The following is a 14,181-nucleotide window of genomic DNA, read 5'->3' on the forward strand; positions in this document are numbered from 1 at the left end:
GTCTTTGCCGGAAGGTGTCGCACAATCTAACTCTTTGATGTTAAATAACAAATTGGATAAAAAGAATGGATCCTAAAAATATCGTCGATAAAGACGCCAGCTTCTTTGGTCAGCCCGGCGGCTTACAAACGCTGTTCTTTACCGAAATGTGGGAACGCATGAGCTATTATGGCATGCGGGCCTTGTTGGTGTTATTTATGACCGCCAGCTTACAAGAAGGAGGCCTGGCGTTAACAGTTGCCTCGGCAACTGCGATTTATGGCCTGTACACCGGAGCAGTTTACTTTATGGGATTGCCCGGCGGCTGGATTGCTGACCGACTATTGGGTGGGCAACGTGCCACCTGGTATGGCGGTATCGTTATTATGCTGGGCCATATTGTGCTGGCGATCCCCACCGAAGCCAGTTTCTTTATCGGTATGATCCTGGTGGTACTGGGAACCGGGTTGTTAAAACCCAATATTACCGCGATGGTCGGACAGCTTTATGGTCCCAACGATGATCGCCGGGACGGTGGCTATACTCTTTACTACATGGGTATTAATATCGGTTCGATTATTGGTTATATCGTTACCGGTTATCTACAAACCAACGCCGGTTATCACTGGGGTTTTGGTGCCGCCGCAGTAGGCATGGCATTTGGTCTGATTCAGTATCGTATGACCTTACCCAAGCTTAAAGGGGTGGGCCAGGAGCCGCCTAAACCCTTAAGTCCGGTTAGTGCAAAACGCAGCTGGATGGTCATCTGGAGCTTATTAATCGGATTGGGCGTATTTACTTTCCTGGCTTTAACCGATGTCGTTATCATCGACCCTACCCTAATTGCCGGTAATGTCGCGATTGCTTTTACGGTCATATTCTTTGCTTACTATCTGTCAATTTTCCTGTTTGGCAAATTAACGAAATCAGAAATGAAGCGTCTTGGTGCCTTATTTCTGGTCTGCATTGCGTCAACGATGTTCTGGGCTGGTTTTGAGCAGGCCGGCTCGTCTTTTAACCTGTTTGCGCGTGATCTGACTGACCGTATGGTCGGTGGTTTTGAAATTCCAACGACCTGGTTCCAGTCCCTTAACTCCATTTTTCTGGTTGCCTTGTCGCCTTTTTTTGCCGCTCTGTGGATTAATCTGAGTAAGCGTATGATCAACCCCTCCTATGGCTTTAAAAGCGCCCTGGGGTTAATCATTATGGCAACCGGCTTTGTGGTTATGTTCTTTGCGTCGCAGGCCGCTGCCAGCGGTTTAAAAGTCGCCCCTTACTGGTTGGTTGCCGTTTATTTCATCCATACCGTGGGTGAGCTTTGTCTAAGTCCGGTTGCACTCAGTGCCGTTAGTAAGCTGTCGCCAAGACGCATGGCCGGACAAATGATGGGAGTCTTCGTACTGACCTACTCCATCGGTAATGTGGTTGCCGGCTTGCTGGCTGGCGGACTGGATCCAAATAACCCGTCTGCTATGCCCGAGCTCTACTGGACCATCTTCCTGTTTGGTGTGACCGGCGGCGGTATCGTTTTTGTACTGGCGTTATTTACCCGCAAATGGGAAAAATTGGCGGAGGAAGACGACCATCCGGGCGCCATCATCGATGCGAATGAGCCGGTAGGAAAGCCCTAAGTAGGATTTCTCCGGCTGTACAGCTCATAATGCAAAAAGGGACCTGGTGAGGTCCCTTTTTTAATCGCTAAACCTTATCAGGACGGCATAATATCGCAGGGAATAGTCAGGCGCTCTTCGTCACTATCAAAAGGTACCGTGCCATGCCAACTGTAGCTGGGGAAAATTACGCACATACCGGGCTTAGGACAAACTGCCAGATCAACTGTTTCGCGCTCACCGAGGTCTAATGAAGTTTGACCAAAACGGATCCAGCCCTTTTGCTCAGTATCATCCTCGTGCACTTGCTGCGGTATGCTCAAATAGGTACAAAGGGATAACCACCCTTGCGGATGAACATGGTTGGTATGGAACCCTTCTTTAAATAGCTTAACCGACCAGCTGCCGCTAAAGTGATAGCCACTACTTAACCGCGCCGTAACCGGATGCCGGCTATCAGCCGGCAACTGCTCCAGGTAATCGTCAATAAACTGCTGTAAGCTTTGTTTATAGGCCTGAATGACAGGATCCTGTATCGTCAATAATGAACCGACCGTCTGCGTCCCTTTACGGACTGATTGATCCAGTGGCTGGTGTTCGGTTTGGTGCAGCTGCTGGATTCGCTTTACCAGCAGCGGCCAGAATTGTTGTAATGACTCATAACCCGGCGGGGTCGGTAACATGCCCACTTTAACAAGACTCTGGTAGTTATTAAGTTCAGCGGCTTTTTCCGCTTCGCCACTTAACTTCCAGCATAAGCCTTTAAAGGCATGGACTTCCTGGTCCAACGGCTGGTTTTCATGAGCCCGGTCTAACAGCTGAAAGGCTTCATCATAGCGCTGCTGCCTGAGCAATACATTAGCCTTATCAATTAAGTAACGCGGATGTCTTGGCTGTTGCTGTAAAGCGCGGTCGAATAGCTCAGCTGCCTGCTCTATATTACCGTCACGCAGCAGCTCGGTACCTTGTAAATGCAGCAAGCTGTGTACCGGCCCAAAGCGCTGGATAAATTGCGACAGTAACGCCTGTGCCTGCGGCCGGCGTTCAGCGCGCAATAAATGCGATAAGTATGAATAAGCCAGCGCCAGCGAATCCGGCTGCCGTTCCAGTGCCTTTGTAAAGGATGTTAAAAACTGCTCCTGCGGCCCGTGCTCCCAAAACAGTTTATTCAGGGCCTCGTGAGCTGGTACTAAGTCATTTTTTAATTCAATCGCCTGCTCCATATGCTGCCGGGCTACTTGCAGCTGCCCCTGGTCATAAGCAAGGCATCCCAGCTGGAATTGACGCTGGGGTTCATCGATAAGGCCTGTTAGGCCTTCCATAATCTTTTGCGCGTCTGCAGTGCGGCCAGTAAAGCGATTAAGCAAGGCATCGTTAAATTGTAAAGTGGGTTCATCAGGCCAACGCTCTAACGAGGTCTTTAAGGTCTCTGCGGCTTTATCAAACTGCTTATAATCCAGTTCCGCACGGCTTTTCAGAATCGCAGCCTTTAAAAAATCCGGCTTTAACGCCAGCGCTTTTGCTGCCGCGTGGCTGGCAGCTAAGTAATCCCCCGACTGGTAATGCAATGAGGCGAGATTGTACCAGGCATCAAGCAAATCAGGATTTAACTGTAAAGCCTTTAAATAGGATTGTCTGGCGCCGCGTAACTGCTGACTGGCCTGCAAAAAATTAGCAAAATTTGATAACACGCTTGGCTGCTTAGGATTGATTTCTAAACTGCGCTGAAAGTACTCATAGGCTTTTTCGGGCGCTTTTTGTTTACTGGCCAGAGCGAGTAAATGCAGAATATCCGGGTGTTCCGGGGACTGCTGGTTGAGTTTTTGAGCGATTTGCTGCGCCTGATCAAACTGCTGTTGCTGCAATGCTCTTACGGCTTGTTGAAACTGCTGGGCTAATTCGGACATAAGTGATTCTTAACGATTTTTTGACAACAAATTAACCTTACCACAAGTTAAGCGGTCAGTGATATCGCCAATAAAAAAGCAGCCCTGAGGCTGCTTTTGTTAATCCGCCGGTGTCGGCAACTGTTATAAACTTGCTAAGGTTTCATTCAGCAGCTGACAGGGACGCATGGCCGCGGAGACTTTATCAGTATCCGGCTGGTAATAGCCACCGATATCCACTTTGACGCCCTGAATGTCATTCAGTTCGTTAACAATCGCCTGCTCGTTATCAGCAAACTGCTGGAACAGCTTGGCAAAGCGATCTTTTAAGCCGCTGTCCTCTTCCTGGTTCGCCAAAGCTTCTGCCCAGTACATGGCCAGATAAAAATGTGAACCACGATTATCCAGCTCACCTACTTTGCGTGATGGCGATTTATTTTGCTCCAGAAATTTTGCGTTTGCTTTATCCAGGCTGTCCGCCAGTAATTGCGCACGCTTATTATCAAAAGTCCGGCTTAAGTGCTCTAATGAAGCTGCCAACGCAAGAAACTCGCCCAGCGAATCCCAGCGCAGGTGGTTTTCTTCCACAAATTGCTGCACGTGCTTAGGCGCCGAGCCGCCGGCTCCGGTTTCAAACAATCCGCCACCGTTCATCAACGGCACAATTGACAACATCTTCGCCGAGGTTCCCAGTTCCAGAATAGGGAAAAGGTCGGTTAAGTAGTCCCGTAACACATTACCGGTAACCGAAATGGTATCTTTGCCTTCTTTAACGCGCTGCAAAGTGTGTCGTGTCGCTTCAACAGGGGCCATAATAGAGATGTCCAGCCCTTGCGTGTCGTGCTCGCTAAGATAGTGCTTAACCTTTTCAATCAACTGAGCATCATGGGCACGATTACTGTCTAACCAGAACACCGCCGGCATGCCACTTAAGCGCGAACGATTAACTGCTAATTTAACCCAGTCACGAATCGGCTCGTCTTTGACCTGGCACATGCGCCAAATGTCGCCCTTTCCTACGGTATGTTCAAATACCACATCGCCCGCCTGATTAAACACTTTAACAACACCGTCGGCAGGGATTTCGAAGGTTTTATCATGGGAACCATATTCTTCAGCTTTCTTAGCCATCAGGCCGACATTAGGTACAGTACCCATAGTAGCTGGATCAAAGGCGCCGTTCTCGCGACAAAATTCGATGGTTTCCTGATAAACACCCGCGTAACAACGGTCAGGAATCATCGCTTTGGCGTCTTTTTGGCCACCTTCTGTATCCCACATTTTGCCAGAGTCGCGGATCATCGCGGGCATCGAGGCATCAATAATAATATCACTGGGAACATGCAGGTTGGTAATGCCTTTGTCGGAATTGACCATTGCTAATTCTGGCTGTTTGGCATACACACTGTTCAGCTCAGACTCAATCGCATCACGCTCTTCGGGCGTCAGTTTGTCCAGTTTATTGTAAAGGTCACCAATGCCGTTATTCGGATCAAAGCCAATCTGATTCATCAGGTCAGCATGTTTTTCCAGCACATCTTTGTAATAAACACGCACCGCATGACCAAACATGATCGGGTCAGAAACTTTCATCATGGTGGCTTTTAAGTGCAGTGACAACAGTATGCCCTGCTCTTTGGCTGCAGCAGTTTCTTTTTCAAAAAATGCCTGTAAGTGTTTTTTGCTCATTACAGCAGCATCGACTACTTCACCCGCAAGTACCGGCACAGACTCTTTTAAAACCTGCTGCTTACCAGCGCTTTCAAAAACGATCTTAAAGGTGTCGGCGCTCGCCGAAGTCATGGATTTTTCGCTACCGTAAAAATCGCCGTCGTTCATATGAGCAACGTGTGATTTCGAATCTTTTGACCACTCGCCCATACGGTGAGGATGCTTTTTAGCGTAGTTTTTCACAGCACTGGGCGCGCGGCGGTCAGAGTTGCCTTCGCGCAAAACCGGGTTAACCGCACTGCCTTTTACTTTATCGTAGCGACTGCGAATATCCTGTTCTTCATCCGTTTGCGGATCAAACGGGTAATCAGGTAACTGGTAGCCTTGTTGTTGTAGTTCTTTAATACAGGCGGTCAGCTGTGGAATTGACGCGCTGATATTAGGCAATTTGATAATATTGGCTTCGGGTGTTTTGGCCATTTCGCCTAATTCAGCCAGTGCGTCTGACTGTCGCTGCTGCTCAGTTAAGTAGTCCGGAAACTGCGAAATAATGCGACCCGCCAAGGAGATATCCCGGGTTTCAACTGATACACCGGCTGCTTTGGTAAAGGCTTTGATAACCGGCAGCAAGGAGTAAGTTGCCAGGCGGGGGGCCTCGTCCGTTTCAGTATAAATAATCTTTGCTTTATCAGTCGACATAGTTTTCCCTATTTATCAGAACAAAGTGAAAAGGTTTAATCGTTGTACTAGATTATAAAGGTTATCCCGCGTAATTACCATTCGCCGGTATTTTCCATCGACGCCCACGGCTCTTCAGGCGCAAGGCTCTCGCCCGCTTGCAATAGCTCTATGGAAATATTGTCCGGTGAACGGACAAACGCCATATGCCCATCACGCGGCGGGCGGTTAATAACTACACCATTATCCATCAGCTTTTGACAAAACTGGTAGATATTATCGACCTGGTAGGCCAGATGACCAAAGTTGCGGCCACCTTCGTAACTTTCCGGGTCCCAGTTATACGTGAGCTCCAATAGTGGTGACTTAGTTGTTTTTGCCTCTTCGCTATCAGCCGGAGCGGCTAAATACACCAGAGTAAAGCGGCCTTTTTCATTTTCCAGCCGCGAAACCTCGGTTAAACCCAGTAAATCACAATAAAAATGCAGGGATTGCTGAAGATCCTCAACCCTGACCATGGTATGCAAATAACGCATTGTCTGTGCCTCCTGTTTAAGGTTCTGAATTTCCAAAATTATCCACTTAGTTTGCGAGCGATAGCTCGTGCGCCAATTCGTAATCGCTGCTTTAAAGGAAAACGGCTGAAGGTTGTCCTCGCAGTGCCGGCAGTAAATGCCGTTTGCTTACTGTAATCGATGGCGACATTAACAATAACGGGAACACCTTTTGCTGCGGTTTTAAGCGCGTTCTGTATAGCCTCTTCAATGGCATCATTATTGCTGATCTCAAGATAACCGGCGCCGGTGGCCTGTGCCACCCCCTCAAAGTTGATCGGCCCCAGCTGGGTGCAGGGCTTACGGTTATAAGGTATCTGCTGCGCCTGCGCGATTTGCGACAACTCACCATCGTTAAAAATAAAATAGATAACACCTAAAGCATGGCTGACAGCCGTCGAAATTTCCATACAGGTCATTAGAAAACAACCATCGCCAACTATCGCAAACACCTGCTTTTCCGGCTGCGTAAACTGAGCGCCGATAGCCGCGGGAACCGCGTAACCCATGGCATTGAAATCCGTAGGTGTCAGAAGCCTGGCTTTGCTGGATAAGGGATAAAGCTCCGCCGTTAAAAACGTATGATTACCATCATCAAGCACTGTTATGGCATCGTCCGCACTTGCTTTGCGTAGCCGATTAAAAAAATGCGCAGGATTTACCCGATCACCACTGTCGTGATCAAGCCAACTCTGCTGATAATCTGCTTTACGTTTTTTGATCCCCTTAACCAGCGTCTGATCCGGGCTGCGGGCAGCACTGTCAGCCATTTGCTCCAGCAGTGCATCAGTAAACTCCAGGGCATCGGCAGGAATAGCGACTTTAGCCGGGTAGTTTTGATTAAACACCGAGTCATCAATATCAACATGAATCAGGTTGTCAGGCACCTCAGCGCTAAAACTTCCGGTTGGTATTTCGGAAAACCGGGTACCGATGGCCAAAAGCACATCACAGTCAGCAAAAGCATATTGTGCCGCCGGCACTGCTGAGGGGCTAAAACCAAAGCCAGCATGTAGTGGGTGCTGATGCGGAAATGACGCCAGACCCTGCAAAGTTGTCGCCACCGGCATTTGTAATTTCTCTGCCAACTGAACGAGCTGTTGCTTGGCATGCCGGGCGCCCCAGCCAACAAACATTGCCGGTTTGTTGGCCGCACTGAGCAGCTGCAGAGCCTGCTCTGTCAGAGTACTCAGGTCGCTGTTTTCGGGCTTTGCCATGTCCTCCAGAAACTGTGAATAAGGCATTGGTGCAGGAACACTTTCTTTAAATAATTGTAGGTTGACCGGAATTTCGACCAATACCGGACCTGGCTTGCCCGATGTTGCCAATTGATAGGCCTGGTAGAGTGTTTCAATCACCTCGCTTTGATGATTAATACGGTAAGCCGCTTTTGTTATCGGCTTAGCGAGCTGCAACTGGTCAATGCCATGCAACTGAAAGCGTCGGCCAGTATCAGTGCGGATACCGCCGCTAATTACTAACATCGGAATACCGTCTAAAAAGGCTTCACCGATACCACTGGCTGCATGAGTAAAACCGGCGGCCGGTACAATAACCAGTACCCCTATTTCTTTTGGCCGGTGCTGGTGCCAGTCGGCTGAACGACTTACACCATCAGCCATAAACGCAGCTCCGCCCTCATGCGTTACCAATACAGGTTTAATTTGCGTACTGTTGTTCAGCGCATCATAAAGTTCTGTGTTATGCACCCCCGGAATACCGAAAGTGTGCCTGATACCCAGTTGCTCTAGTGCATAGACCGCCAGTTCTGCTGCGTTTTTTTTCATCTCGGGCTGCCGCCTTATTGTTGTTCTATGTTGTGAGTTCCAAGGCCTTTGATGTCAGTTTCTCCCATTAACGCCATAGCAACCCGCATTTCCTCTTGCATGCGTTGTAATAAATTATTAATGCCCGCCTGCCCCTCAGCTGCCAGTGCAAATGCCCAGGCCCTGCCCAGAAGGCAACCATCTGCACCCAGCGCCAGTGCTTTGATCACATCCAGACCATTTTCGATACCGCCGTCGAACCAAAGCTCAAATTCGGCAGACGGCAGTGACTGATCCAGGTGCAAGCGAATTTCTCTCAGTTTGTTGATCGTTGGGCTGACACCATCTAGCTGACGACCGCCATGATTCGAGACGATGACACCGTCCGCGCCGGCTCGGATCGCCTGCTCAGCATCCTCAGTGTCGAGAATACCTTTTACCAGCAGTTGTCCATGCCAATTGTGTCTAAGCCAGTTAATATCGGCCCAGCCAACGGATGGATCAAACTGAGCGTCAACCCACTGTTTAAATTGGGGCAAACTACGGGCATCGGGCACCGCTTCGTTCAAGTTGCCAAACACCAGTGGTTTGCCCTTAACAGCAACATCGTAAACCCAGCGCGGATGGCTGAGCAAATCCTTAAACCGGGCCCAGCGTTTTCTGACACTCTGGGGACCGCTAAATCCGTTCCGAATATCCCGATAACGGCTGCCCAACACCGCCAGATCAGCTGTTACAACTAAAGTGGATACTCCCGCATCTTTAGCTCGCTGCATCAACCTGAGTACATAATCGCGATCTTTCATTACATAAAGCTGAAACCAGGGGGGGCGTTTTGGCTCGGCTTGAGCCACTTCTTCGATACCGCATAACGAGACAGTTGAGGCACAAAAACTGATCCCCTGTCGTACGGCGGCTTTTTGCGCTTGTACCTCCCCGCGGCGGGCCATTAATCCAGCCAGACCAATGGGTCCCAGAGCAACCGGCATTGCCTGCGACAGGCCTTGTAACCGGGTGTTTAACTGAATATTGCTGACATCGCGCAATACCCGTTGCCGTAATTTAATAGCGGCCAGTGCCTGCTGATTGCCGAAGCGTGTGCGTTCCTGGTATGAGCCGCCGTCGAGGTAATCAAAAATTTGGCGGGGCAGCCGCTGCTTAGCCAGGCGACGATAATCTTCGCTGCTCGCGGCTTCAATAACCTTAGTCATGACAGTTTAGACGCTGACGTCTTGCTCTCCAGTCGGGCAGATAGTGGTCCATTAAACGATAAAAACGCGCATTATGATAGCGTTCGTATAAATGGGTCAGTTCGTGAACCACAACATATTCCAGACTCTCCGGCGCTTTTTTAATTAAATCAAAATTAAGCCAGATCTTTTTGCTACAAATATTACAGCTGCCCCACCGCGTTTTCATTTTACGAACACCAAAGTCGCTGGCTGACACCTGCATTAACGGCTGCCAGTAATCCAGTAAAGCAGCAATACGGCGTTTCAACTGTTGCCGATACCAGTTGTCGATGAGCTTTTCACGGCTTTGTTCTGTTGCAGAAGGGCCTAGTTTTAATAACAGATGAGGGGGCGACAGTAGCACTTCACTGCGGCCCTGACAGGCTTCTGACGACAGCTTAAACCACTGGCCCTGAAAGGCTAGTGAACTGCCGTCGCTGTAATTTACTGGTGCTGGCAAAGGGGATTGCACCGCCACACGTGATAACCGCTGCTGCTGTTTTTTTATCCAGTCAGTGCGCTGCTCAATGATACGTTTTATCTCAGACAATGGCCACTGTTGCGGCGCCGACACGGCGATATCACCAGCGGCTTTGACGCGCAAATATAAGTGCTTTATCGGCTTACGGGTAATCGTTACCGGCTGGCCACCAACCTGCATAGTTAACCTTTTGCTATTTGTTTCTGCAGTATGTGTTTTAACTCTTTTATTTCGCGCTGTAAATCGGCAATGGTGGGCTGCGGCTCCTGTTCTTCTTCTAACTGCTGTTTAAGCAGCTCAGCTTCGCGCCGGCTCTCTTTATCCATAACATTAACCACAATGCCGATAACCATATTAAGAAAAGCAAAAGCAGTCAGAAAAATAAAGGTCATATAGTAAAACCAGCTCCACGGGTAAACTTCCATGGTTTCGTACTGAATATCGGTCCAGTCCTCGAAGGTCATCACCCGGAATAACGTCAGCATTGAGGTGGCGATGTTGTCCCACAGAAACGGGTTGATCTCGGCAAATAAATAGCTGCCAACCGCTGCGTAGATGTAAAAAATAATAAACATCAGCAACACCACATAACCCATCTGCGGAAGTGCCTTTAATAACGAGGTTATCAGGGTGCGTAGCTCGGGAATGATAGAAATCATCCGCAGTACCCTGAAAATACGAACCAGTCGGGCCAGCAGCGCCAACTCAGAATCATTAACCGGAATTAAGCTAACCACCACCACTAATGTATCAAAGACATTCCAGCCATTTTTAAAGAAATTTTTCTTATCGTGATCGGCGATAAAGCGAATGCTGATTTCAAACACAAAAAACAGTGTAATGAACCAGTCAAGGGTCAACATAATGCGGTCGGTTATACCGGGCAGGTCATAGGTTTTTGCACCGATTTCCAATGCCGAAACGATAATAACGCTGATAACCGCGAATTCGAACAGGCGATTACTCTTAAGCCTGAATAGTTTTTGTTTGACGGACTCGTACATACTTTAAACAAACATCCAATACAACAACCCAGCCAGTAACAACCGATAAATGACGTAAGGCCACATACCAAAGTCGTTTAGCCATTTTAAAAAGAAGTGAATAGCCGTTATCGCTGTTACAAAAGACGCGATGCCGCCCACAATGAAACCGCTCCAATCCACCGTAATTTGCTCGCTGGCAATGCTGATCAGCTTAAGCAGTGCCGCTGCTAAAGTAATTGGAACTGCCATAAAAAACGAAAACTTTGAGGCTGTTTCACGATCCAGCCCTAAAAATAGCCCGGCGGTAATCGTAGCCCCTGAACGCGAGGTGCCGGGGATCAGCGCTAACGCCTGCGCGGTACCGACAATCAGGGCATCTTTTAATCCAATATGCTGCAGTTGCCGTTTACCACGCCCCCACTTATCGGCGACCGCTAACAGCACCGCAAAAACAACGGTGGTTGTGATAATGACCCACACTGCCCGCAATACGCTATCCACATAATCCAGCAAAAACCAACCCGCCAGGCTGGCCGGAATAGTGGCAATAACAACCATCCAGCCCAGTCGGCTCTGTCCTACCTGACGCCCTGCCGGTATCGAGCGCAGACCGTCCCACACAAGGTTGCCCAAATCATTACGAAAATAAAGAATAACCGCCAGCAACGTACCTAAGTGTACCGCCAGGTCAAAGCCAACGCCCTGATCATTCCAGCCGGTAAAAGCCGGCATTAAAATTAAGTGGGCAGAACTGGAAATAGGTAAAAATTCGGTGATTCCCTGCACTATTCCCAGGATGATGGCTTGCCAAAGTTCCATTATACGACTCGCTTCAATTAGCTAATTTAGGGGTTAAAATGAGCGCCGCATTATAAACCCAAATAATTTTTTTCGTTACAGCTTTGTGTGTAAGTTTCGGATGATTTGATCTGCCCCTTCATCCGCCACCAGAAAACACAAATTGTGGCGGCTGGCGCCCTGACAAATCAGCCTTACCGGATTGGGTGATGCAGCCTGCAGCACATGGGGTGAAATATCGCCGCTGTGGCCAATGTCATTGCCAATAACAGCGATTAATGCCAGACCCTGTTCAATTTCGACCACGGCAAACTGGCGTAACTCGTCCAGCATCGCTTCCGGTAGCAGGGACTGCCCATTAGCCTGACAGCCAGCCTCATCCAGAGTCAGTGCAATACTAACCTCTGAGGTGGTGACCAAATCGACACTGATAGTGTAGCGCGCCAGGATATCGAACAGGCGCGCCAAAAAGCCGGTAGCGTGCAGCATGTCGACACTGCTGACAGTTAACAGCGTTTGGTTACGCCGACAGGCTAAGGCCCGAATTGACGGCCGTGATTGCGGTTCCGCAACAACCAGACTTCCACCCCGCTCAGGATAGCGACTGTGGCCGACAAACACCGGAATGCTGTTCTCGATGGCGGGCTTTAAACTTTTTGGGTGCAGGACCTTAGCACCAAAGGTTGCCAGTTCGGCGGCTTCAGCAAAACTGATTTCCGGCAACGGGCGGGCATCAGCGCAAATACGGGGATCGGTAGTGTAAATACCCGCAACATCGGTCCAGATATTTAACTGTTCAGCGTTTAAGGCAGCGGCAAAAATAGCCGCACTATAATCACTGCCGCCGCGGCCAAGGGTTGTAAGCTGGCCAGTTTCATCACTGCCAATAAAGCCCTGGGTCACTAGCTTAGCACCCTGGCTTAGCTTGTCCTGCAAATACTGGCAACAGTGTCGTGTGGCTGCTAATTCCGGATTCGCATTACCATGACAATTATCGGTTTTTAATAGCTCAGTGGCATCAATCGCAAGTGCGCCGGGCTGATACTGCCGCCAACAGGCGGCAAACAGCTCACTGGCGCAGCGTTCACCGAAGCTCAGAATGGCATCTCTGCGACGTTCCTGCATTAAGCTGCTTTGAGGTAACTCGGATAAAACCAATTGTTGTAATTGTTGATGCAGAGTCTGAAGCTTTTGTATTGCCACTGAATCAGCGGATAGTTGTTCAGCAATACGATTGTGTTTTTGTATAATCTCATCGCCAAGTCGCTGACGCTCAACCTGTGCCCTGGACTGGCTTAGCATCACCAGCCGGTTAGTCACGCCCGCGCAGGCACTGACCACTACCAAAGTTGCAGCCGCCTGACTCTCAATAAGTTTGACACAGGCGCGGATAGCCTCAGCATCGGCCATGCTGGTGCCGCCAAATTTCGCAATTTGCGTCGATGACATAGTTTCCTCAGAGTCTAAAATTAGCGTGTTATGCAGTTACAACGCAGTTGCGACCGCGCTGTTTTGCCTGATACAGCGCCCTATCAGCTGTTGCAATAAGCGATTCAGCCTTTCCATTGCCACTAAGCAGAGCAACCCCACAACTGACCGTTATCCGGGTTTCATCAAAGGCCTCGTCAGCAACCCGCTGCCGTAGTCGTTCCGCCAGCTGCTGCGCTTCTGACTGCGATGTATCGGGCATCAGGGCAACAAATTCCTCACCGCCCCAACGGGCAAGAGTGTCCTGTTTTCGCACTTGTACGGTTAACACTTTTGCCAAATGACACAGCACCGCATCGCCAAAAAGATGTCCCTTGCTATCGTTTAATTGTTTAAAATGATCAATGTCAATCAATAACAACGACAAGGGTTGGCCCGTTTGTGCCGCACGCTGAATTTCCTGATTCAGCTCCTGATCGAATTTCTGCCGGTTGTTTAAACCGGTTAATTTATCGGTATTGGCTAATTTTTCCAGTTGCTGCCGGTTTTCCTGTAGTTGTTTGATAGCACTGGCGCGGTTTTTTTCATAAAAGCGAAACAGAAGCACTTGTGCCAGTAACACTTCAACAACATTGAGGACGCCGCCAAAACCGAGTACGAACGCTTCTGCGTTTAAAACATGCCGGTAAACAATAACCCCAACATATGAAAATAAAACCACAGAAACCAGTGTTCCCCACTGTCGGCCAAGCAGGAAAAAAGCAATAGGCGGTACAATAGTTGCCCACACAACGCCAAAATTATTACCACTCCATAACGTCAGATAAACCGCTATAGCCAGCGTCAGTATCAATGTTACCAGCCAGCTGACCAGCGTCACTTTCGCTGTTGTGCGAAAAAACCAGTAAATGCCTAATCCGGCAAAGACCAGGCTTATATCAATCAGAGCCAGTCGCGGCGCGCTGAAAATCAGTTGGTTCAGGATAGCAAGGAGCGCTGAACAGGTGATCAGAAACAGCAACAAATAATAAATTAAAATGGCACGGTAATAGTCCGGGTGCCGGGTTGGTATATCGGGGAGAGTTTTAAACCAAAATGTAAACATAAAAGAT

Annotated in this window: 11 protein-coding genes; 1 reads left to right on the forward strand and 10 read right to left on the reverse strand. The window is 49.0% G+C overall.

The annotated features are described in order from the left end of the window. Positions 1-65: 65 nt before the first annotated feature. Positions 66-1,610 carry a peptide MFS transporter gene (locus LG288_RS06715; protein WP_404399356.1) on the forward strand — a complete coding sequence of 515 codons (1,545 nt, stop codon included), beginning with the start codon at positions 66-68 and terminating at the stop codon, positions 1,608-1,610. A gap of 77 nt (positions 1,611-1,687) precedes the next feature. Here the strand turns inward: LG288_RS06715 and LG288_RS06720 are convergent, their stop codons facing one another. The 10 genes from LG288_RS06720 to LG288_RS06765 all read right to left on the reverse strand — a co-directional run bounded on the left by LG288_RS06720 (position 1,688) and on the right by LG288_RS06765 (position 14,174). Beyond that, positions 1,688-3,496 carry a tetratricopeptide repeat protein gene (locus LG288_RS06720; protein ID WP_404399357.1) on the reverse strand — a complete coding sequence of 603 codons (1,809 nt, stop codon included), beginning with the start codon at positions 3,494-3,496 and terminating at the stop codon, positions 1,688-1,690. Between the two features lie 123 nt (positions 3,497-3,619). Further along, positions 3,620-5,845, reverse strand: coding sequence for an NADP-dependent isocitrate dehydrogenase (locus LG288_RS06725; RefSeq protein WP_404399358.1), 2,226 nt, complete (start codon positions 5,843-5,845; stop codon positions 3,620-3,622). A 74-nt stretch (positions 5,846-5,919) separates the two neighbouring features. Further along, positions 5,920-6,360 carry a VOC family protein gene (locus LG288_RS06730; RefSeq protein WP_404399359.1) on the reverse strand — a complete coding sequence of 147 codons (441 nt, stop codon included), beginning with the start codon at positions 6,358-6,360 and terminating at the stop codon, positions 5,920-5,922. A 38-nt stretch (positions 6,361-6,398) separates the two neighbouring features. Beyond that, positions 6,399-8,165 (reverse strand): thiamine pyrophosphate-binding protein, encoded by a 1,767-nt coding sequence (locus LG288_RS06735; protein WP_404399361.1) that lies wholly within the window; start codon positions 8,163-8,165, stop codon positions 6,399-6,401. 14 nt (positions 8,166-8,179) lie between these two features. Further along, positions 8,180-9,355 carry an L-lactate dehydrogenase gene (locus LG288_RS06740; RefSeq protein WP_404399362.1) on the reverse strand — a complete coding sequence of 392 codons (1,176 nt, stop codon included), beginning with the start codon at positions 9,353-9,355 and terminating at the stop codon, positions 8,180-8,182. Beyond that, positions 9,348-10,037 carry a M48 family metallopeptidase gene (locus LG288_RS06745; RefSeq protein ID WP_404399364.1) on the reverse strand — a complete coding sequence of 230 codons (690 nt, stop codon included), beginning with the start codon at positions 10,035-10,037 and terminating at the stop codon, positions 9,348-9,350. Before LG288_RS06745 ends, LG288_RS06740 begins: the two co-directional genes overlap by 8 nt. Before the next feature lie 2 nt (positions 10,038-10,039). Next, positions 10,040-10,861 carry an ion transporter gene (locus tag LG288_RS06750; protein ID WP_404399366.1) on the reverse strand — a complete coding sequence of 274 codons (822 nt, stop codon included), beginning with the start codon at positions 10,859-10,861 and terminating at the stop codon, positions 10,040-10,042. A 3-nt stretch (positions 10,862-10,864) separates the two neighbouring features. Further along, positions 10,865-11,662 (reverse strand): undecaprenyl-diphosphate phosphatase, encoded by a 798-nt coding sequence (locus LG288_RS06755; RefSeq protein WP_404399367.1) that lies wholly within the window; start codon positions 11,660-11,662, stop codon positions 10,865-10,867. Between the two features lie 75 nt (positions 11,663-11,737). Next, a complete protein-coding gene (lysC, locus tag LG288_RS06760; RefSeq protein ID WP_404399369.1) occupies positions 11,738-13,090 on the reverse strand; it encodes a lysine-sensitive aspartokinase 3 in 1,353 nt (450 codons plus the stop codon). Between the two features lie 28 nt (positions 13,091-13,118). After that, positions 13,119-14,174, reverse strand: a complete 1,056-nt coding sequence (locus LG288_RS06765; protein ID WP_404399370.1) for a GGDEF domain-containing protein — start codon at positions 14,172-14,174, stop codon at positions 13,119-13,121. Positions 14,175-14,181 lie beyond the last annotated feature (7 nt).

The sequence above is a fragment of the Idiomarina seosinensis genome, assembly GCF_044797955.1.
GTDB lineage: Bacteria > Pseudomonadota > Gammaproteobacteria > Enterobacterales > Alteromonadaceae > Idiomarina > Idiomarina seosinensis_A.